This window comes from Roseiconus lacunae (assembly GCF_008312935.1).
Classification (GTDB): domain Bacteria; phylum Planctomycetota; class Planctomycetia; order Pirellulales; family Pirellulaceae; genus Stieleria; species Stieleria lacunae.
This window is the reverse complement of the sequence record NZ_VSZO01000001.1, coordinates 1067040-1088269: the sequence shown is the minus strand read 5'-3', so window position 1 is coordinate 1088269 and position 21230 is coordinate 1067040. Positions and strand designations below refer to the sequence as shown.

Here is a 21230-nt window from a genome sequence, read left to right as displayed (position 1 = left end):
CCCAATGATCGTCTATACTGCGTCTACCAAAGAACGGAGCAATTTATAGTGACGGCGACTGAAATCGAGCTGGAATACGAACGGCGCTGGAAAGCGATGTCGCCTGCAGAAAAAGTTTCTCGGAGCGCTGCAATGCTCGCTTGGACGCGGCAGCAAATCGCGAGGCGTATTCGTGACGAATTCCCAAGTCTTTCGGACGAAGAAGTCAGGTTGCACGTCGCATTGAAGCTCTACGAACGAGAACCAGAAGTGGTCAAGCTTATTCAGGAACAGCTTTCCAATGTTTCCCGTTGAAGCATTTGAAAGGACGATCGGAAAGTTTGTCGCGATTGCAGCGTTGATTGATCTTCCGTTTCACTTGACTGGCGGCTCGATTAGTTCGGCGTATGGCGAACCGCGATTAACCCAGGACATCGACATTGTCGTATCACCGGAGATCGTGCAGTGCCGAGTTGATGACTTGGTGAACCTGCTGGGATCATCCGACTTCATGTTCACTGAAAGTGTCATCCGACAAGCCGTTCAAGGCGGGGGCCTATTTCAGCTTCTCGATAAAAGCGAGAGTCTAAAACTAGACATCTATGCGAGGGAACTGATCCCCGGAGAGTTGCAACGCTCTCAAACAATCGAGCTATTTGAAGGAGTGTTTCTTCCAGTGGTCTCTCGCACCGACGCCGCAATCTCGAAACTCATTTGGATCGACAAGGGGAGCCAGCGTAGCCGCCGGGATTTTCGAGGTATCTTCCGCGCCTGCGATGAAAAACAGCAATCAGAAATTCAAAACAAAGCAACAGACATGCACTTGGGAAAATTGCTTAATGAAGTACTCGCAGAATCCGATGAAATCCGTTGATCCGGATCGCAGTTTGAATTGCGCTTGTCACACTTGCCTGCTTAGCGATGACGCTCGCTTCAATAGCCAAAACTTGCGCGACCGGTGAAAGCTGGCCAGTCCATCAAATCGACACAGGCATCAGCTGTTCGCTACATAGGCCAGCTTATCGGACGATGGGGGACGGTTTTGTCGCTGTAATTGTCGTACTCGTCAGTATTACTGAATCGGCGATCCTGCTTGACAATTCGAAAGTGCTTGACGCAATGCGGCTTGAGCTTGGCATAGCCCTGACCCTTGACTCGAGCCTCACGGTTTGAAGACTTTCTCTTTCATCCGTGAGCCGTCTCCGAGCAAACCGTTTCGGCCTCGTTTGTATGCATAGAGATAGACGACGTCATCCGCGTTGCTGATCTCGACGTATCGATTTGGATTAGAAGAGAAATACCCAAAGCCAGTTAACGCGTAGGTTGTTACTCGCTGAGATTGTGTAAAGGCTGAGCCCGGCGCCCACTCTCGCTCACCAATCAGCCCCGTATTGCAGCCGTACAGGTGCACGCCTTGATTGTCATCGGCCCATGGCAAGCGCGGGAGCCCTTCAATGTCGGATCTCGTAAGGGTTCCGCTGCTATTTCCTGTTTGCGCGAATTCCAAGCCGTCCTGCTGATCGTCTTGCTTCGAAGCATGCGTGAACACATGAACCGCAACGACGACTGCTGAGTTGTTTTCTGCTTGGCTTCTGATTGCCTTCCAACTTTCAAGAAAGTCGTTCTTTGTTTTGACCTTCAAAAACTCCTGAATTGCCTCACCCTTAATCTCGTGCGCCATTGTTTTTGCAGCCCGTTCGAACGCTCTGTCCTCTACGTCATAGAAGATAAATGCTTGCACTGTCAATGTTTCGGCACTTGACTTTGATGCAATCGATGCCACGAGGGAAAGCGTGAACACGGAGAGAAGAAGTGTCCGAAGCATAATGGCCTCACATGCTTAGAGAAGCGACTAATCAAGGAATGTGTTGAGAACCCGAATTTACACTTGGTGCGTGACGAGCGTTGACATGGAAAACTTGGTGTAGATCAGCAATCGATTGTAGCAACTGTCAATAGGTGTCGAAGGTTGGCTTCACAGGGGCGACCCTTCGGAGTTCGCGGCTCGAACACGGACGGACGAGCGACCTCGACCGACGCTCCGCATCGGTGCCTGCGGCTCCGTCGAGAAAGACCTAAAAACTGGCTTGATGACGATTTTCCCGAGTCCCCGTCGCACCAGACTATTTCACACCGCTGCTGGGCTGACATGCCGACGATGCGAAGAGGGACGCCCTCCTGCGACGAGATCACACTGACGTTCACGCCCGGCCTTGATTTAAGCCCATGAAACCCAGGAATGCATTGTACCGAGTGCAGGAAGATTTCATGAATACTCAGCACTCTCGCACGTGAAAACCACAAGATACTCAACCACCCGGGTAATACTCCTGGCAGCCTTTCCACCAAAAAAAAGGGCCATGCATGGTGAGCACCTTTGAATTAGCAACGCAATCAGAGTCGGAGCGATTACTAATGGTCGACATCATTTTTCCGAATTCCTTGCTGGAAGAATCCTCATTCGCGCACTGTTGATGGCTATTTGACTCGCGAGCAGGTCTCTAGCGTTCGGGCCGCAGCGAAGAAAGCCATCCGTCTCCCGCAAAGGCATCCCACGCGACAAGACCGGTCAAAGTAAGGCAGACCAACACTAACGAGAGCAAGATAACTCCAAAGAAACGGACTCTTCGATAAACTCTATCCGTTCTCTCAGCGTATTCTTTTAATTGGCTAGTTTGTCGGCTTGCCAATGTATTGAGAGCCTTGCCGATTCGATTCACACCACCCTTCACTTGCTCATCAAGCCCTGCGATTCCTCGCAACTCATCGGCGGTAACCTTTAGCTGTGCAGTTGACTTTTCTACGTCGGACAGAGAATTTGTAAGTGCTGAAACGATCGCACTGGCCCTGGCATCTTCATCGATATGCACACCGCCCTGAATGAACAGTTCACGTACATTGTCAGCGGCATCACTGACCACCAACTCTTCTGCCTGAGTTGCAAGGTGGTAGATGAGCATAGCAATGAGGCTGAGAAGTAAAGCAACCAAGGTAGTGTCAAACGCCACCCCGATGCTGCTTGATACCATGCTCTTGGCAATTGATGCCGTTACAGGGTTTTCCGCATCTACGTCAATAGTCGCCAGAAGCGCATTTCCGATTCCAACCACCGTGCCGACAAACCCGATACTTGGGATCGCCCAAAGAAAGTATTTAACTGAACCTAAACGAGCACTGCGCTCATCAATTAATGAAGCTGCCTTCGAATCCACAAATTCTGGAACAGCCTTGTAGTCACGGGACAATAGAAATGCCGAGGCCGCTTCTTTGTAGAGTTCTAAAAATACCGGTGTGGTTGACGTTGAATTTCTGCTAGGCCAAAGCCTTGTTCGATCTTGGGCTTTCGAACGTAGGTGCTCGGCGGATTTTAGGCGGACCGTCTCTGCCTTCGAGTCGATTGTCACATGATTTGGATTCTTCAATTCTTCTAATGTGAATATCGGATTGCCATCGACTGCTGGCTTTTCCTCTCCCGTATTTCTTTTTCGATCTTCAACTGGGAGAGCCCCCTCCTCCAATTGTACATATGTGACGTAACGACTCACCAGGACAATAATCAACGCACTGAATGCCCACACCGTGCACCATTGAATCATTCCGTTAACCCTTCGCGCCGATTGAGAATCCGCAGCCAGGGTCCCAAAACTCTTGCGGAAACGAGAGGCTAGAGCTTTCACAAGAACGGATTCCGCTTGTTCGTCTCGCGTGTAGCCTGAAACATCTTTGTTCTTGTAATATGCCGACTTTTCATTCACGTATAGCAAACTATAGGTAACCGCTTTGTCAAACACGTGAACGCTTGCAGGGGTTTCAACCGTAAACGTGAATGGCGTCAGAATCGACTCCGGTTGCGCTCGATAGAGGACAAACTTATCCAAGACAAGCTCAAATTCTGTTTTAGAATCATCGTTAGCATCGTCGCTCCATGAGTTGCCGCCTCCCGGTACGGCTATTTGGCATGCGATTTCGGATGTGCCCCTGAACAACCATGAAGATGACCTCACTTCTTCAACGCGAATTTTTAGGATTGGCGTTTTCTTTGGATTAGTGATGCTCACTTCCCACTCCAGAATTTCCCTTTCATTGCCACTGCCTTCATCAACTTGAGACTGTGCAGCAGTTTTCGTGACGTCAAATCCGCCTACAGTCGAGGATTCGCCACCGAGCGTCAGGGCGGCATTGAAGGAATCTATACCTCGAACCATTGGAGGAGAACTCAACCAATAAACGGATGCCGTGACCAACCAACTGCATAATGCCACAGTCGCAAATGACAACGCTCCGACAACTGCGTTTGCTCTAGCGCCGGACAAGAAGACGACTATTCGTGAAAGGTATTTCATGACCATGCTGTTATGGAATTGCCTGTATCGATGAGACACAATACGACCGCGGGTGCAGGAACCAATTTGCCATTGACTCTCGCGGGAACGTACAAAGGCTGGTAAGCAAAAGATAATCGTCGTCGGACAGTGGTAGGGACCATGCCCGCTCGCCTTCTGACGGCACATTGCTATTTAGCGTCCGAGCAAGGCTTGTCTCGACGTCTGCCTTCGCTAACAGTGAAAGCTCTAAGACTTGTGCCCCTCCATTAGACATATAGAGCCCATTGTTGGCTCGGTACAGAACGATTGAACTGACGACGGGGTTGGCAGACAACCGTGTAGGACGACCGAGCGAATGAACTTCAGATGGGAGGCTCCGCGAATCTAGAATCGATATGGCGTCCTCAACTGCCGAATGGTCGGCAAAACCAATCCTCAACTTTCGTGTCGCAGAATCATCTTTTCCTCTAAATTTGAGGATAACAACAGATCGCAAACCGAAGCGGCCGTGCATTGAGCCAGAAATAGGGGCGGGTCCCCAAATGACTGCATGCCAAATCTTAGACGAATCGGACCACGAATCCGAATCATCATGCACGATTTTCAAACTGCTTGCATCAGAGAACTCGTCGGCGTGCTTCTCTAAAAGAAATCTCATATGGGATATCGCTCCTGCACTGTCTAAGGGAGACATGATGTAGTGCGGAAGTCCGGCAAATCCAACTCGCGGCCGAGTAGGCCGCAAAGAATTCTGAAAACCCTCGACAATCGCCCTTAATTGCCTGCTGTTGCTCCACAAGAATACTTCACTCATATCAGGAGGCATAATAAACGCCAGGCTGGTGTTCGATCGGTTATAAATCACGAAGCTTTCCGCTGGGATACCGCTTCCCTGGAGAGCCAAACTCAAATTATTGTCCTCTGTGGTGGCAGCTTCAGAAGATGCCAACTGCGCATAGGTCGCATGGTGGAATGCTAGGAACAGAACAATTCCGAAAAACAATTTCATATGGTTTAGCATCTACTTCCCCACCTCAATAACCTGAATCAAGTTGGCTGGCGACAGGACAGCGTCGTTCTCTTCTTGTCGCTTTTCACTGACTACACGCCAATGAAGATTGTGCGTTTGACTCGAGTTCGTGCTTGTCAGATCGATATCCCGAAGACCGAGAGAGAGACTGGCTGCTTCATCAAGACCATTTTCAAGCTTTAGGACTGCACTGGAGTCCGTTACAATCCAGCCGCCACCGCCATTGGTTGTGTCTCCGAAGTGTTCTTCAGTCCCATTCCTTAGATGGAAAACAAAAACCGCGTTAATTGATGTCTCTGGTATCTCAATCTGCAAAATCGCCGGTATTTTCAAATCTCTTACTGGGACTGGTCTTTCCGCAACCGCATAGAGGACTAGCACGCCTGCCATGGCGCAAGAGATCAGATCCAGAAAAGACAGGCTAAACACTTGCACAGAGGGTCGTTTTCTCACGGCAATAGCACGCTCCTGTCAAATAGGCCTTGATCAGTCATTGCTCTTCCGGAGTACTGTACTTCCGCATCGCCTTCACCGAATGGTATCCGAACAACCAGAATCTCCGCTCCTTTCACCATGGCGTCCCGATAATTTGGGACAGTCCGGGTACCCGCAACAGTTCCCGCATCAAACGTGAAGGATTCTGCTTTCTCAGTCGTAGAGTTCGCCAAGACGACGTCAATTTTGTGCTCGTCCGGGGATTCGCATTGGCGGAATGCGAGCTCGATTTCGCCCGCAGGGCATCTGCTGGAAACCAAGATGCTAATCGAACCTGCTAAGCCATTTCGTCCAGAATCATCGATAGTGAACTGCAACTGGGGTGCACCATCAGCATCGAATTCGCTCGCGATTAGCTTGGCCCAGTCCTTGCCATCGCCGATTTGGTATCCCGTATCACTTTGGTTGCTCGCGACCCCAGGTATAAAGCTGTTTGCTCCATTCTCATTGAATCGCGGAAGAGTGCTTAATCCTTTCACGGTAACGGTGGCTAGGTGCAAATAGCCAAACTGTTTAATCGATACGAACGAAAAGCGATCAACCTCCTCTACGGGAGGAGGCGATCGCTCTAGTAACACCCAGAGCAATACAACAGCGGCTAAACCACACGAAAGCAGATCAAGGAAAGAGGTTGAAAACACCTCTATTTCCTCACGGGTGCGTCGTCTCATGACCCGCGCCTATTCACCATTGACAACGTCAACGGCCTTCCAGACACCATTTTGTTGCAACGTTAGCTCAACCAAGTTTTCCATGCCGTTGACAACTACCGCTGCTCGAATGATTTTGTTTTCTGGGTCATAAGACTTGATCACAAGTGGCATATCTTTGGAAATTCCTAGCGGGGTAATCCCATCAGACTTCGTTACTTTGTCGGCGGGAATCTCTTCTACCAGCGCACCTTTGTTTAGAATCCGAACGCTTCCATCGTCAGAAGATACCCAAGAGTATTCTGAGGGTGAGGTCGTCCCATCTTCGTGTACGACGGGAGGGGTAGGTTTAACAACTCGCCACTTTCCACCGAACGAGGTAATCGTGTGCGTGCTTTCGCCTACACCGATTTCGAACGTCTTTTCGTCTTGCGAAATTCCTTTGAAGCGACCAAGTGTACCTTCGGTAATCCCAGCTTCCATACCGCCGGCAATATCGGCGATCGTAACATTCAGTACAGGGTCACCTGTTTCAGCATCCATCACAATAAGCTGACCATTTTGTTTGCCCGCGAGGAATTTTCCATCGGGGTCACTGCCCAGATTTACTGCCCCTGCTGGCAAAGAAGGTTTCTGCGGGTCTGCTGGCTTTGGCTCACTAAGTACCTCAGGAACTCCACCCTCGCCCAACGCAACTTGACCGTCACCAGTGTCGCCAGGCTGCTTGTTCCCTGGCTGACTGCTTGGATCTCCGGCTCCAGTGACCCGGCCTCCAGAACCGGGGCTCTCATTTCCGCTACCCGGCCCGTCAGAGTTCCCTCCCCCGTCACCATCACCGCCATCTCCGCCGCCGCCTTTACCAAATACGAATTTGAAAAGCGCAATCAAGGCTACAATTGCAACTGCTGCCGCGATAACGTATGGATTGCCTGTTGCCATTGCCGTGGTCAGCAGGTTCACAGAAAACATTGCGAAGTCTGCACTTGATCTGTGTACGTCCACAACCGCTTTGGCAGATTCGACGACGCCTTTAATCTGCTCAGCTGGCAGCCCCAGTTTTTCGAGTAGGTCGCTGCCGAGCGCTCCAATTAATTCGGGCGTAAGCACGCCATTTTTTGTAAACCGACTAAAGATTTCGTCTGCGATCGCTTCAGCGGATAACGATGTCACCTCTTCTGCAAGAGATGGATCAAGTAGGCCGAGGACTTCTTCGAAGCGTTTTTTATCTGCTTCCACTAAGCTGATCAGTTTGTCGCGAGTTAGCAGTGGTTGACTAAGCTTGCTTAGCAAAGCCGGAGGAAGATTCGACAATGCTGACTGGTATCTTTCAAGAGCCTCTTTTCGAGCGTTTAGGATGAGTTCTTTACCATCCTTTATTGACCCTAAAACCTTCGCAACTTCGGTGGCCGACGTATTTGCATCGATCGTTACGGATGTAGCAGTGTCGGTTAATGTTTGCAGCTTCGTGCGAAAGTCATGCAATGCGGAATCTTCTTCAAACTTCTTAAAGTCTGTCCCAAAGTCATCAACTGGTTTTAGGATTCGGTCTTTCGCCGTATCGATGATCTTCTTAGTTTCTTCGTCACGCTTTTTTCGATCCTCCGGTGACAACCCAGACAGAGCTTGTTGCTGGAGCAGAAGCTGAAGCATCTCGCGGTTCTTTAACACTTCGCCACGAAGCCTCTGCATTTCTACTTCTGGCTCATCAGCGAATGAAGTATTACTCAGCAACTGGAGCGGCAATACCATTAGAATGGCCAGAAGCACCGTAAGCTGCTGACGAATTTTCTGTAGTGACTTTCGTTTCATACTTTTTCTCCGTGGTTGCGATTCTAGTCGCTAGAATATGGGACTTTGTCGACGCGACGATTTCTTCTTGGTCGAATTCCCGGTCTGAGCCACGAGACTTTCGCGGCTGTCCGAAACTGATTTGTTAGAGAGGTCTTCGCTTTTTTTGAGTTTCTCTTCAATAAACTCAACCTTACTAGCCAAAGCTTCAAAATCACTTGCTGGCAAATCCGGGCGTTCACTAGCTTCCGATGCAGTAGTTTTATTGCTGCTTCCCCGTCCGTCTGGCTTATTCACCTCGGCCGTGCTATGTGAATCTGAAGTGGTGGAATTTGACAACGATTTACTGAAGGTAATCCGAGCCAGCAAGTCTGGAGGCATTTGAGCTGCAGCCAGCAACCCTAAATAGACCAAGAAACACGCAACCAACATGGAAAAGGCAAATCCCCACCAACCACCTCTCGTACGTCTCTTGGATGCCGCTTCCATAGGCTGCTTCAAAGCTGAAATCTCATTTTGGAGCGACGGGATTCGATCGTTCAAGATTTCGTTCAGCAGGGCAATTACGTCATCAAATGCTGCCATGACAGTTCATCTCCGAGTCAGTTGTCGTCGCGTACAGGTGCCTTAATGCCAACATGTATGTGATTGTCATGGCCTGAAAGACTTTTGCACAGACCTTCAGAGATAAGGTCTGGATCATTAAAGAAAATTTGCTCCGTGTTGACGAGTTCTTGTGATCGAAATGCTTTGATTATCGCTCGGGCAGCTGCCTGGTCGTAGTCGCTGGACTTGTAAGTCCTTCCGCCAGGCGTAACTTCACTGTGATCCGTTTTCGGCAAACGCAGGTCGATGTTCAAACCTGTCTCATGACCTGAATGATCAGGTGAGTTACCACCTTTTGCTGGGCTAGCGTCATTTACTGTAACGAGAGACGAGTTATGTAGGCTTCGATATTTTTTTTGATAAGACCTTGATGCATTCTTGATTGTAGAATCAAGCCAAGTCGTCCCAAAATCGTGGTCGTCGTCAATTTCACCGAGTTCAATATTTTTGAATCCAGGACCAGATTCAGTCATTTTTGTCCATCGGGGCGCATTCTTTGCTTCAAGCCACTTGTGCGTGTCACCGTTCACGTCGATGCGACCGTCGCCAACGACTTTTGACTCGCCATCTTTAATTGACTGAAAAAGCCTGATGGCAGCGATCGTGATGGGGCCAATCTGCCCGTCCGCGTCAACCCAAGTAAAGCCAAGTTCTCGGAGTCGCAATTGCACCGCTTTTACATCGCTTGAACTGTTCGCTCCCCCGCTCCCGACGCTCCCTGACAGTGCCATAGGCTCACGGCCGTTGCAGTTCACTGTGATCACAGTCAACAACATCGCGGAAAACAACACCCGACTTGTGAACGATCCTTTCATTTCCGGTTTCTCCAAAGCACTCGACGATTTCTGCAGTGCAAATTCTATCAACATCCTCTCTGGTATGGGGGGACACTCGCTACCTACCGGAAAATGCTGAAAAAGTCCGGATAAATGGCTAATTTACATTCTGACGTGAACGTTTGATCAGAATCTTATTGAATCCGTTTCCGAAATGGGAGAGATTCACTAGCTGACATCTGCAATCAGCGAGGTTGTAGCGTAGACGGATGGACTGGGGCCAGAGCTGAGGATCACGACTAGCACAACCCGCTGTGCTTTACGACGTAGCTGAGGTTATCGGACCTTCAAGCTAACCGCGATCGTTGCGACCGGCAGATCCGGTAAGCTTCTTGAAACGGCGGCGTTGCTTGTCCCAGTTGGGTTCGGCGGCGATGGGGCGGATTTGACGCTCGGTGATGGGCGCTCGGCCGTTGAAATAGGGCTTTAAGAACAGCAGCTCTTCTTGAAGATCGGGGGCGAGATTACAGAGGTTCATGATCTGGCTGAGGCGAGCTCGTGTGACTTGCCCTGCTCGCGCCAAGTCGGCTTGCGATCGGAGGCGGCCCGATGCCAAAGCGTGGTCGAAATGGATGGCGAGTGCCATCAGCCGTGACAGTCTTGGCAGTTGGCCCGTTCTGGGCCGCGGTGGGGCCGCACCGCCGCGCACCTCACGGGCTCCGCGATCCACGCGGGTAACGTGAAACGTGCGGCGTATCGCCGACGTGCGTGGCGCTGGTTCGTTTGAGTTGTTCGATCGGTCGCTCAATTCAATGTCTCCGTGATGTGTCGGGCAAAGTTGCCGTCCTGGCCGAGTGACGCGAGTCCGGCGGGATGGAAGGTGATATCAAGCGTGCCCTCAACGCCGTCGTAGTCGATCCTTTCGATCAACAATTCCATCAGTCGGCAACGTTCTCTCGGTGGGATCGTGTCCCAGGCTTTATCCAGTTCACCGAGGGTCTTGCGAATCGATGCGTGGCTGACGCGAATCGGCCGATGGTTGTCGATTGCTTCACGTAGCTCTTTCAATCGTGTTTCGCTTTTATCAATGCGTGATTGCGTTGCTTCAATCAAGTCAGGGCTAGCGGCCGTTGCGACAAGGTGAGTCATCTCGGCGTGGTCCTCTTTGAGAAACTTCGCGATCGAATCGGCTTCACGTTTTTGCGAATCGATGTCCTCGCGGTTCTGCTCATAACAGCGTTCGTAGATGTCACGGATGAGCTGGTCGTCACTTGCGAACACGCGGAGTTCGTCGACGACAAACCCCTCAATTTGCCTTGCGGGAATCGAAGGCGATGGACAAGATTCATAGCCTTGTTTTTCGGCTTTGCCGCAAACGTAGTAACGATACCGTTTCGTGCCGCGGCCAGAAGAAGTGTGCCGCATGGCTCGATTGCATTTTGCACACCGAAGGATGCCTCGCAGCATTCCGTCGAAGCTGGTGGAAGCTCGTATCATTCCGATGCGACCATTTTTTCGCAGCGACTCTCCGACTTCTTTGAAGACCTCAGGATCGACGATGGCCTGATGCTGGCCTTCATGGATCTCGTCCTTGTACGTCAGCTTGCCGATGTAGGTGACATTGGTCAGCATCTGGTAGATACGGTTCTTGTCATACGGCAGACCACCGCGTGTCGTGCCCTTCTTGGTCGTCCACTGCTTGGTCCGCCAACCTCGGCGGTTGGCTTCCTTGGCCGTTTCGAGCAGGGAATGCGTTCGTTGGTAGAGATGAAAGATCTGCCGCACGCGTTCGGCTTCATGGGGCACCACGACAAGCTTGGTTTCTTCGATCGTAAAGCCAAAGACTGGAACACCGCCGCACCATTTGCCTTTACGACGCGTTGCCGCAATCTTGTCTCGGGTGCGTTCGCTAATCATCTCGCGCTCAAACTGCGCGAAGGAAAGCAGCACATTGAGAATCAACCGGCCCATGGAGCTGGCGGTATTGAACTGCTGGGTAACAGAGACGAAGGCCACATTGTGTTTCTCGAATGTTTCCATCACCCGAGAGAAGTCGAGCAGGCTGCGACTAAGTCGGTCAACTTTATAGACAACGACACAGTCGATTCTGCCGGCCTCGATATCGGCTATGAGACGTTTCATCGCGGGACGTTCGAGGTTGCCACCTGAAAAACCGCCGTCGTCGTATCGCTCTTCGAGACATGCCCAGCCTTCGCTTCGCTGGCTGGTGATGAATGCTTCGCCGGCATCACGCTGCGCATCAAGGCTATTGAACTCTTGGTCGAGTCCTTCTTCAGTCGATTTGCGAGTGTAGATTGCACACCGAATGGGTTGTTTCATTTGATCGCGATTCATGCTGACTCCTGCTTGTGAACTTTGAAGAACCGAAAGCCATTCCAGTGCTGGCCCGTGATCGCTTTGGCGACGGCCGAGAGTGTCTTGTAGTGCTCGCCCTCAAAATCGAAACCATCGGGCATGATGGTGACGACGCACTCCCGGCCCTTGTAATCGCGAACCAGACAATCGCCGACGGGCGGCAACCGCTCATCCTTGGGTGGAAGTTCGCGATTCACCGGCGGGGGTGGTGGCATGCGTGACGGCTCGCGCGGCGCAATCACGCGAAGATCCGATTCGTTGGCGAGCTCACTGGCTCGCTGGATGGCCCGATCACTCAGGCCGCCGAACGCATTGGCTTGCATTCGCCATGCGATTCGCTTCTGAAGCCACGCTTTATTGCGACCGGTCGTTGATTCGCCGAAGACCTCGAGGTACTTGGCTTGAAGGGTGCTGACCGACATTCGGCGAAGCGCGGCCAATTCTTGGCCCAATGGGTTGCTCATGTTGCTCTCCATGACTCGAAATAGGGAAATGCCGGGCGTGTTTACCGCGGCGGAGTCACAGAGAGCGATCGTTTTCCGATTCGATCAAGCCATCGGCTTGGGCATCGCCGTCAGATTCTTCGGAGTTCCCGGAAATTGCGGTAACTCGATGGTGACGAATGATGGTACGAGTCAGCAGGTCGACGATTTCGCGACGCCTCAATCGTGTTTCATCGAAATCAGATTTCGGATTGGAGTTTCGCACTGGCAGAACCTAGAAGTGAGAAATGGGGACATGCGGTTAACAGACCGCTCTATCCCCAGACCTTCCAAGTTCTGGTTCTGAAAGTCGGAGCCAATCGAAAAGAAAGATTTAGCGAAGTTGTTTGCGAGGCAAACGCAAAACGGCATCCAGGTCATCCGCCGTTTGCCAAAGCAGTCGCAGCTGATTGGCAGACGCGTCTCTCATGCAGCGACTGACGTCGGACTTCGACATTCCGGTTTGTCGCGCGAGTTCTTGTTGCGTCGGACGAGGCAACAATTCGCCGGATGCATGAGCATGATCAGCAGTACTGCGTAAGTGCAGCGTCAATTCTTGAACCAACAGTTCGATTTTCGCAGTGCGCGACGATCGACGTGGCTGCGGCTTGGGTTTTGGAATTTTGGATTCACTGGATTCGATCAGGCGATCTTCGACGGTCTCCCAATCGATTCGAAGGCGGTCATCCGAGAATTCAACGACGTCCTGAATTCCGATGACCAAGTTGGGAACCATCGAGTCGAGTCTCGCTGCAGAACTGGCTAGCGGCATGAAAACCAGTGATCGTTTTCGGCGACCAAACTGTTCGACGATGCTTGTTTCGTTTTTTACATTCAAGCAACGCAGAAATAGCAACTCGCGACTTTGCCCTTCGAAGGTTCGTCTGCCGATATGCCACAAGAGATCCGTGTCGATCGGTTTGATCGCGAGTCGTGATTCGACAAAGAGATGTTCCAGTAGCGGCTCGGTATCGAAGACGAACTGGTCAAGCGATTCAGGATGCACCTCTGCGGGACCACATCGCTCGCAAACGATAAAGCCGTGCCGACCACCTTCACGGTCCGTTGCATAGATGACCGGCTGATGCTCGCCACAATCTTTGCATTGCAGTTCAGTCGCCGGCGTGGTCGGTTTGACCATGCGATGGCGACGAAAGACAGCGAGATGGTCTTGATGAAATAGTTCGGCATCACGGGCTGTGAATGCCGGTGGACTAAGCTCCCACCGAGACCAGATTGGGCTCGTCCGTCGGCGCATCGTCGACTCCCCACATACGAAGGTGCTTCTGGACAATCTCGGCACGATCCGGCGTTAGGCTCCGCAGGTTGCAACTGCCGGGAGTGATCCGAATGATCCGGCCGCCGGCTCGGGCATACCGTGTGGCCGGGAATACGAATCGGATGCCAACGGAATTGACGCTGAAGTTTGCCAGCACGTCATGCAAAGAACGAAGTTCCTCGCTGATCGCCCGGTGAATCGTATCGGTCTCGTCGTGTTTGTTGATGTCCGTTGAGATCCGACGACGAGTCGATGGATTGAACATCTTGATCTCTTCGATGCGGACTCGGATTTGATCTGCCGGATCGGTCGGCAGGGGCGTGTTCGGATCTTTCAAGTGATCGATGTAGTAGCCGCTTTCGTCCTCGTAGGGCGGTAATTGCCAGCCAAGCACAGTGCGCGAAAAGATTGGCTCGAGTCGCTCTTTGTGGGCTTTCGGTAATCTCGCGCAGAGTTCAAATGAACCGGCGTGCCGGTCATAGGCAAAGATGATGTCCAGGGTCGGACGAATCGACACAGTCGCCAAGCGGCCCTGATCGTCGTGTGTGTTATCGCTGCGAACGAAGTCGTCGGGATGAACGACGAAATAGACGATGCCGTTGTTTTCCAGTCGCTCGACGGTGACGTTTTGGCCTCGTCCTTCCTCACGTAACATGTTGGACACTGCGTTACCAAGTAGCTCAGCGGCATCGGCGGCGATTTCAACGTTGGACGGCACTCCGTTTCTCTTCCTCCAGAATGTCGCTTCTTCCAAATGCAGGAGCGTGGTTGCGGCGTGAAGGATCTCCCACTCATGCAAGCGAACCCACATTGCACGTCCATTGAGATTGAGTCCATCGGGAATGCGAGACAACAAATCAGGCTCACCGTGCATCCGTGCGGTATCCTCGATCGCCCTCATGCCCGCTTCGCTGGCGAACGAACGGATGGTCCGAAGATCAATCTCGGCATCTTTACGAATGCTTGATGGCAAGTCGTCTAGATGCACGATCATGGGCTCGATGTCGTTCTCTCCCAACGTCTCCCAGGAAATATCAAACGGCCCCGGAATATGATCATGGAACCACTTTTTGAGCAGCTCGTTGGGAATCACGCGAAGCAAGGTGGACAACGGAGTGGGTTGAGGCATGACAGCTAACTTTCAGATTTCTTGGTGACACAAATAACCTTTCCAAGCACACGAAAGTCGCTATCGGGCTCAATCTCGATCGGCTTGTATTTCCGGTTTTCCGGCAACAAGCGAATCGCTCCGTCGTTCAAATCGAGTCGCTTCACGGTCGCTTCGTCATCGATCAACGCGACAACGATCTCGCCGTTTTCGGCAAGCTGTTGTCGGCGAACGATCACGATGTCCCCGTCACGCATGTCCGCGTCCTTCATGCTGTCACCACTGATCGTCAATGCGAAACATGGACTGCGACCGACCAGGTCGGAAGCAACCATGACTTCACCCAGACAATTCTCCTCGGCGAGCATTGCCGGCCCCGCTTTCACCACGCCGAGCATCGGAACGCTCGTCATCGATGCGAGCGTTTGACTTGGCCGACGAACCACCCTCAAACTGCGAGCCTTGCGGGGCTGGCGAGCGACATAGCCTTTGCGTTCCAGTTGCAGAACCAATTGGTGGGCGCTAGCGGCGCTGATGCCAAGCCGGTCACCGAGTTCGGTCATCGTGGGTGCGATACCATGGCGATCGATCGCGGCGGACAGTACGTCGAGTGCTCGCGATTGGCCTTCGGTGATTTCGGTTTGGCGTGGACGTCCCCGGCTTGGTTTGGCTCGCTTCATGAATCGGCATCCTTGGCGGTTGAATGTGGCGGCTTGAATTAGCGCTGATAGACTTCGTTTCGTGCTATATTTAATCTAGTCGTGCCGATTATTCCGACAAGCCAAGTTTTGCTAGCAAACGCTTTGGCCCTGTAATTTGCAGGAAAAAAATGTTGAATTAGCGCTGATAAACAAAGTGGACATCGGACCGAGTGGGAGTTCCTGTCAGTTCAAGGCAGCATTCGTTTGCGCGGCCGACTGACGGCTGCGGTGTACCGGGTTCATGTTGGCTTTGAACATCGGTTTTCCGCCAATGTTAGTCGTCTTGATTCCTTCGACTGCCGGCACGAATTCATAAACCGAAGACTGAAACCATGGCTGACCGCTGTGATCGCAGAGCGACCCTAAAAGCAGTGGCATAACGAATTCTTTGCGTGGTTGATTGAGGGCATGGGCCACAAAGGTCAGTTCGTGGGAACCTCGTTGCTCCATCATCCAATTCGTGCCGGGCGCCGCTGTGTTTTCGATCACGATCTGCTGGTAGCCACAAAGGAAGCGGATCAGATCGATGTCGGACAAGATGCCGTCGGCGATATCGCAGCGATCCAGTGACGGATCGAGCAACAGTCGGGCGAGGCGTCCAACCATTTCAGTTTCAACGGGTTCAGTACCGGAAAGCTGTTCAACTTCGGCGTGCATAGCGAGGCTCCATCAAGAGGAAGGTCTGGATAAACAGTGGCCGTCCAGATTGACCGATGCCATGGACACGTTTGGTCCAGCAGGCTGAAAAAACCTGCCGCCCATTCCAGCCTTCCTCTCCGCCCATCTCCGGGCAGCCAGTGTTTCAATTGCAGTTAGTGCGATTTCGTGCAACTGCAACAACATTTTCTTCAACGCGTTTTCGCTGTGAATTACGGGATGAAACGCTGTCGCACTGATCGCTGAGTGCGATTTGGTGCAACTTCGCCGGTGGGTGTGGCCGCTGCCGAGACGCGGCCTTTTCCAACACCGCCCATCGACGGAGTGAACATGTCTGTTTCAACACCTCCTCTGCCCCAAACCACTTCGACCGCCGCGACACTCACCGACGACCCCTTTGCTCAGACGGTCATTCGCCGCTGCGTCGGTCGTCTTTTGCGCTACCCGGAATTCGCTCCGCACGAAGCGGAAGACCTGCATCAGGAACTGCAGGCTGAACTCGATCGGGCGATGCGATCGCACGACGCGACGATTGGCCACCGGAATCCGTTCATCACGATGGTCGTCAACCGAGCTGCCACCAACCTGCGTGCCTATCGATTGCACAAGATTCGCGATGATCGCGAGGTGACGTCGCTGAACGTGATGGTCGAATCCGGTGGTGAGCGCCGCGAGTTGATCCAGTGCATCAGCGAAGACGACAACCGAAACCGCATCGAAACGGCAAAGCTGTCGGACACGGAGCTGGTTGACTTGCGCCACGACTTGGTCGTGGTCATCGCAACGCTTCCCGAGCACTGGCAACGGCTTCTGAAGCTGCGCACCGACCATTCGCTGCGAGAGTGTTCGCAAATCATGGATGTGCCCCTTTCGACGCTGAAGTACTGGATGGCCAAGATCGCCGTCGTGTTTCGTGAGCAAGGTCTGCACGAGTACCTGGTCTGAAGTTTTTGACCGCCGCTTCGTCTTTCGGTCTGAAAAGTTGGAAGGTCTAGAGGTAGCGGAAAGCCATCAGAAGTCTTTGCTCCACACAACCTCAAACACCGAGCCTCTATGCCTGACCTGTCTTTAGACATCGAACGTCGCGTCGCCATTTCTCTCGCGGTTGGTCGTTACCTGCGATCGGCCGACCGTTTCAACGAAGCATCACGCGAATTCACCGGAGCGTGTAAGTCACTTCGGAAGCAACTCGGAACCGGTCAGCGGTTCGTGGTGCAAGTCGACTTCAAGCACTACCTCGTGACCAGCGATCGCGACGGCAACTTCGACGTCGAGCATATCCAGTCGCTCTAACCATCCAATCAAACAACAACCAAGGAGTCAACCAAACAGTGACCAACCTACTTGAAACCATCCAGTCCGGCCGGCAATCCAAGCCGCCGCGGGTCTTGCTTTACGGTGTCGAAGGCATCGGCAAATCAACTTTTGGCAGCCAGGCTCCCAAACCCATCTTCATTCAAACCGAAGACGGGCTGGATGAGATCGAATGCGATCGATTCCCATTGGCTGTGAATTTCGACGATGTCATCGCCGCTCTCAAAACGCTCGTCAATCAAAGGCACGATTACGAAACCGTCGTAATCGACTCGCTCGATTGGCTGGAGCGTCTCGTCTGGGACAAACTCTGTCAGCAGTATGGCGTCGAATCGATCGAAAAGGTCGATGGCGGCTATGCTCGCGGTTACATGCACGCCCTCTCTCTGTGGCGTGAAGTGCTCGATTTGCTTGGCGTCCTCCGTTCTCGCGGAATGGTCGTCGTGTTGATCGCTCACTCCAAGGTTGAGCGATTCGAAGATCCCGAATCATCGCCCTACGACCGCTATTCACCTCGCCTCCACAAACACGCCGCGGCGTTGGTGAAAGAGTGGTGCGACGCCGTGTTGTTTGCAACTCGCAAGATGCGAACGCAAACCGAGGATGGTGGCTTCAATCGCAAACGCACCATCGCCCACGCCGTGGGCAAGGACGGCGGGGAACGCGTCATCCGTGCGTACGGCTCACCGAGCTGCGTTGCCAAGAACCGCTACGGCATCGCCGAGGAACTGCCGCTTTCCTGGCCCGCCTTCGTGACGGCGTTGTCAGCAAATTAACCGTCCGTCGCTTCACTGACCTTTATCACTCCACTCAACCAAGGAACCATCCATGGCCAACCTACAAGGCTTTGACGCCAACGAAGTCGAACCAGCCAACGATCTCGAACCGATTCCCGTGGGCAAGTATGTCGCCGTCATCACCGACAGCGAAATGAAACCCACCAAATCCGGGGCCGGCTCGTATCTTCAGCTCACGTTCCAGATCATCGAAGGTGATCATTCCGGACGTTTGTTGTGGGTGCGACTGAATCTCGACAATCCCAACGGTACGGCTGTCGAAATTGCACGCCGGGAACTCTCATCGATCTGCCGCGCGGTCGGTGTGCTCGCCCCGACGGATTCCACCGACCTGCACAACTTACCGTGCATCATCCACGTTCGCGTCAAGCGTCGTAGCGACACAGGTGAGTTGCAAAACGAGGTGAAGGGCTACAGCAAGCGGGATCCGGGTAGCGGAACTCTGGAAACCGCCAGCCCGGTAGGCGTTGGTCCTCAGTCCGCCGCCTCGACCGAGGCGCCTTGGAAGCGATAGCCGCGGCCTCTCTCTGATCGCTTCCAAGTTCAACAGCCGGCCGGCACGGAATGCCGGTCGGCTGTTTTCGTTTCCATGCTCAAGGCGTCGCACCATGTTCAAACTCAAGTTGCCTTTCCCACCAACGGTTAACACCTACTGGCGACACGTAGGCCAGCGGGTGCTGATTAGTCGTCGCGGACGTAACTATCGCAAGCAAGTCATGGAGTATTTGCGGACACGCGACATCGAAACACTCACCGGCCCGCTGTCGGTCAACATCGAGCTCTACACACCCGATCGACGACGACGCGACGTCGACAACGTCCTCAAAGCGATCTTGGACTCGCTTCAGTGGGGCGGCGTGTATGAAGACGATACTCAGATCTTTCGTTTAGCGATTGAAAAGATCCTTCCGGAAGTCAAACCGAAGGGAAAGCTGAAACGTCGAACACGCGAAGAGATTGAGGCGGGCGTGGAACTTCCCAAGCAATTCGAAGGCGAGGCTCTAATCTGGGTAATTCCGCTTATCGAAGAGGCCAAGCCAAACCTCGAACGAATCTGCCTGCAGTGCAACCGGCCGTTCTCGTCCAGCGGACCGGCCAACCGAATTTGTGGTGATTGCAAGCGGGGCCAGTCAGAGATGTCGCCGAACGCCGTCCCGAGATGGCTTGGTAAACGTCACAACGGAAAGGCACTCTGATGAAGCTGCGTGCCTACCAACAAGCTGCGGTCGACGCGGTCTACGACCACCTTCGAAGTCGGGATGACAATCCAGTTGCGGTGTTGCCGACTGGCGCTGGCAAGTCCCTGGTCTTAGCGAAGATCGCGAGCGACGCCGTTGGCTTATGGGATGGTCGCGTATTGATCTTGGCCCACGTCAAAGAACTGCTGGAGCAGAATGCCGACAAGGTTCGCCGGCTGTGTCCCGATATCAACGTCGGCCTCCATTCGGCTGGTCTCAAGAAGCGCGACATCAATACGCCAGTGTTGGTCGCTGGCATCCAAAGCATCTACAAACGAGCTTGCGATCTCGATCCGTTCGACCTCATTATCGTCGATGAAGCCCATCTGATCTCCAAGAAGGGTGACGGTATGTATCGGCAGTTCCTAGCCGACTGCAAAGTCGTCAACCCGAATGTTCGCGTCATTGGCCTGACTGCCACACCGTTCCGCCTCGACTCGGGCATGATCTGTTCGCCGGATCACTTTTTGAATCACATCTGCTACGAGATCGGAATCAAAGAACTGATTCGCGATGGCTACCTCTGCCCGCTGATCTCCAAGGCCGGCGTCAATCGCGCGGACTTCTCCGGTGTCCACATGCGGGCTGGCGAGTTCGTTAGCGAAGAGGTCGAACAACTGGCTGGCGACAACGAGCTCGTGTCGGCCGCGTGTGCGGAGATCGTTGAACTGACGGCCGATCGCAGAGCCGTATTGATCTTCGCGACGTCCGTGGCACACGGTCGGCAGGTCATCGAAACGTTACGTGACAACCACGCCATCGAGTGTGGATTCGTCACCGGGCAGACGCCTGCGGCGGAGCGTGACGAGATCCTTGGCCGCTTTCGTGGCGATGCCAGCAACGAGCTGTTCGGCCAAGAACCGCTGCGCTATCTATGCAATGTCAATGTGCTGACAACCGGTTTTGACGCTCCTCGCGTCGACTGCGTGGTGATGCTGCGCCCCACCATGTCACCCGGGCTGCTTTACCAGTGCGTCGGCCGCGGCTTTCGATTGCATCCTGCCAAACAGAACTGCCTGGTCCTCGACTTCGGAGGCAACATCGAACGCCACGGGCCGATCGATCAGATCAAACCCAAGGAAAAGCAATCACGATCCGGACAACTGCCACCGGGCAAAGAATGCGAGAATTGCCACGCGTTGGTCGCGTGTGGCTATGCGAACTGTCCGGAATGCGGGCAGCCTTTTCCCCCGCCTGAACGCGAATCGCACGAGGCACAGGCGAGTGAAGCTGGCGTGCTATCAGGCGAAGTCACCGACACGGAATATGACGTCCACGATGTGGTTTATCGCGTTCACCGAAAACGCGACGCCGGAGACGAGGCGCCTCGATGCTTACGCGTCGACTACATGATCGGCCTCGATCACTGGCAAAGCGAATTCATCTGCATTGAGCATTCCGGCTTCGCCAAACGCAAAGCGGAGACTTGGTGGAGAGAACGCTGCCTCGATCCGTGTCCTGACGATGCGGACGAAGCACTGGCACTGGCCGATGCCGGACTACTGGCGGCACCCGAGTCCATTACCGTCCGGTCGATCTCCGGCCAACGGTACGACCGCATCGTCCACCATCAGCTTTCCGCGATTCCGAATACGGCTCTCGAAGAAGCGCCGTTCTAAATCAATTCCC

24 protein-coding genes are annotated in these 21230 nt (G+C 53.1%); 8 read left to right on the top strand and 16 right to left on the bottom strand.

Annotation, left to right across the window (positions count from 1 at the left end):
* The first annotated feature begins 48 nt into the window (after window positions 1-48).
* Together FYC48_RS03955 and FYC48_RS03950 are read left to right on the top strand one after the other, a co-directional pair.
* The gene (locus FYC48_RS03955) at window positions 49-294 is read left to right on the top strand and encodes a hypothetical protein (protein ID WP_149495352.1); all 246 of its coding nucleotides are present in this window, start codon (window positions 49-51) and stop codon (window positions 292-294) included.
* The gene (locus FYC48_RS03950; protein WP_149495351.1) at window positions 281-853 is read left to right on the top strand and encodes a nucleotidyl transferase AbiEii/AbiGii toxin family protein; all 573 of its coding nucleotides are present in this window, start codon (window positions 281-283) and stop codon (window positions 851-853) included. The genes FYC48_RS03955 and FYC48_RS03950 overlap by 14 nt, the downstream gene beginning before the upstream one ends.
* A 288-nt stretch (window positions 854-1141) precedes the next feature.
* Here FYC48_RS03950 and FYC48_RS03945 read toward each other — a convergent pair whose 3' ends face one another.
* The 16 genes from FYC48_RS03945 to FYC48_RS03875 form a co-directional block, all read right to left on the bottom strand.
* Window positions 1142-1762: a hypothetical protein gene (locus tag FYC48_RS03945; protein ID WP_149495350.1), complete on the bottom strand. Its 621-nt coding sequence runs from the start codon at window positions 1760-1762 to the stop codon at window positions 1142-1144.
* 718 nt (window positions 1763-2480) lie between these two features.
* Complete coding sequence (locus FYC48_RS03940) at window positions 2481-4184, bottom strand: MotA/TolQ/ExbB proton channel family protein (protein ID WP_160149310.1); 1704 nt, start codon at window positions 4182-4184, stop codon at window positions 2481-2483.
* Window positions 4185-4332: 148 nt separating this feature from the next.
* Window positions 4333-5313, bottom strand: a complete 981-nt coding sequence (locus FYC48_RS27590) for a hypothetical protein (RefSeq protein ID WP_160149309.1) — start codon at window positions 5311-5313, stop codon at window positions 4333-4335.
* Between the two features lie 12 nt (window positions 5314-5325).
* Window positions 5326-5763: a hypothetical protein gene (locus FYC48_RS03935; protein WP_160149308.1), complete on the bottom strand. Its 438-nt coding sequence runs from the start codon at window positions 5761-5763 to the stop codon at window positions 5326-5328.
* A gap of 20 nt (window positions 5764-5783) precedes the next feature.
* On the bottom strand, window positions 5784-6500 hold the full coding sequence (locus tag FYC48_RS03930) for a hypothetical protein (protein WP_149495347.1): 717 nt from the start codon (window positions 6498-6500) through the stop codon (window positions 5784-5786).
* Between the two features lie 9 nt (window positions 6501-6509).
* A complete protein-coding gene (locus FYC48_RS03925) occupies window positions 6510-8288 on the bottom strand; it encodes a hypothetical protein (protein WP_149495346.1) in 1779 nt (592 codons plus the stop codon).
* Window positions 8289-8318: 30 nt separating this feature from the next.
* On the bottom strand, window positions 8319-8852 hold the full coding sequence (locus FYC48_RS03920) for a hypothetical protein (RefSeq protein ID WP_149495345.1): 534 nt from the start codon (window positions 8850-8852) through the stop codon (window positions 8319-8321).
* Window positions 8853-8869: 17 nt separating this feature from the next.
* The gene (locus FYC48_RS03915) at window positions 8870-9742 is read right to left on the bottom strand and encodes a peptidoglycan-binding domain-containing protein (RefSeq protein ID WP_149495344.1); all 873 of its coding nucleotides are present in this window, start codon (window positions 9740-9742) and stop codon (window positions 8870-8872) included.
* A 259-nt stretch (window positions 9743-10001) separates the two neighbouring features.
* The gene (locus FYC48_RS03910) at window positions 10002-10295 is read right to left on the bottom strand and encodes a hypothetical protein (protein WP_200836529.1); all 294 of its coding nucleotides are present in this window, start codon (window positions 10293-10295) and stop codon (window positions 10002-10004) included.
* Between the two features lie 158 nt (window positions 10296-10453).
* Complete coding sequence (locus FYC48_RS03905) at window positions 10454-12004, bottom strand: recombinase family protein (protein ID WP_149495343.1); 1551 nt, start codon at window positions 12002-12004, stop codon at window positions 10454-10456.
* Complete coding sequence (locus FYC48_RS03900; RefSeq protein ID WP_149495342.1) at window positions 12001-12489, bottom strand: DUF2924 domain-containing protein; 489 nt, start codon at window positions 12487-12489, stop codon at window positions 12001-12003. Before FYC48_RS03900 ends, FYC48_RS03905 begins: the two co-directional genes overlap by 4 nt.
* Before the next feature lie 55 nt (window positions 12490-12544).
* The gene (locus FYC48_RS03895; protein ID WP_149495341.1) at window positions 12545-12733 is read right to left on the bottom strand and encodes a hypothetical protein; all 189 of its coding nucleotides are present in this window, start codon (window positions 12731-12733) and stop codon (window positions 12545-12547) included.
* 108 nt (window positions 12734-12841) lie between these two features.
* Window positions 12842-13765: a hypothetical protein gene (locus FYC48_RS03890; protein WP_149495340.1), complete on the bottom strand. Its 924-nt coding sequence runs from the start codon at window positions 13763-13765 to the stop codon at window positions 12842-12844.
* A complete protein-coding gene (locus tag FYC48_RS03885; protein ID WP_149495339.1) occupies window positions 13722-14915 on the bottom strand; it encodes a hypothetical protein in 1194 nt (397 codons plus the stop codon). The genes FYC48_RS03890 and FYC48_RS03885 overlap by 44 nt, the downstream gene beginning before the upstream one ends.
* 5 nt (window positions 14916-14920) lie before the next feature.
* A complete protein-coding gene (gene lexA / locus FYC48_RS03880; protein ID WP_145215297.1) occupies window positions 14921-15574 on the bottom strand; it encodes a transcriptional repressor LexA in 654 nt (217 codons plus the stop codon).
* A 204-nt stretch (window positions 15575-15778) separates the two neighbouring features.
* The gene (locus FYC48_RS03875; RefSeq protein WP_149495338.1) at window positions 15779-16252 is read right to left on the bottom strand and encodes a hypothetical protein; all 474 of its coding nucleotides are present in this window, start codon (window positions 16250-16252) and stop codon (window positions 15779-15781) included.
* A 330-nt stretch (window positions 16253-16582) separates the two neighbouring features.
* Between FYC48_RS03875 and FYC48_RS03870 the strand changes: the two genes are divergently transcribed.
* The 6 genes from FYC48_RS03870 to FYC48_RS03845 all read left to right on the top strand — a co-directional run bounded on the left by FYC48_RS03870 (window position 16583) and on the right by FYC48_RS03845 (window position 21220).
* Window positions 16583-17197, top strand: coding sequence for an RNA polymerase sigma factor (locus tag FYC48_RS03870; protein WP_149495337.1), 615 nt, complete (start codon window positions 16583-16585; stop codon window positions 17195-17197).
* Window positions 17198-17305: 108 nt separating this feature from the next.
* Entirely contained in the window at window positions 17306-17545 is a 240-nt protein-coding gene (locus tag FYC48_RS03865) for a hypothetical protein (RefSeq protein ID WP_149495336.1), read from the top strand.
* Window positions 17546-17583: 38 nt separating this feature from the next.
* Entirely contained in the window at window positions 17584-18342 is a 759-nt protein-coding gene (locus FYC48_RS03860; RefSeq protein ID WP_149495335.1) for an ATP-binding protein, read from the top strand.
* A gap of 52 nt (window positions 18343-18394) precedes the next feature.
* Window positions 18395-18877, top strand: coding sequence for a DUF669 domain-containing protein (locus tag FYC48_RS03855; RefSeq protein ID WP_149495334.1), 483 nt, complete (start codon window positions 18395-18397; stop codon window positions 18875-18877).
* A gap of 94 nt (window positions 18878-18971) precedes the next feature.
* Window positions 18972-19559 carry a RusA family crossover junction endodeoxyribonuclease gene (locus tag FYC48_RS03850; RefSeq protein ID WP_149495333.1) on the top strand — a complete coding sequence of 196 codons (588 nt, stop codon included), beginning with the start codon at window positions 18972-18974 and terminating at the stop codon, window positions 19557-19559.
* Window positions 19559-21220 carry a DEAD/DEAH box helicase gene (locus tag FYC48_RS03845; RefSeq protein ID WP_149495332.1) on the top strand — a complete coding sequence of 554 codons (1662 nt, stop codon included), beginning with the start codon at window positions 19559-19561 and terminating at the stop codon, window positions 21218-21220. The genes FYC48_RS03850 and FYC48_RS03845 overlap by 1 nt, the downstream gene beginning before the upstream one ends.
* Window positions 21221-21230: the final 10 nt, after the last annotated feature.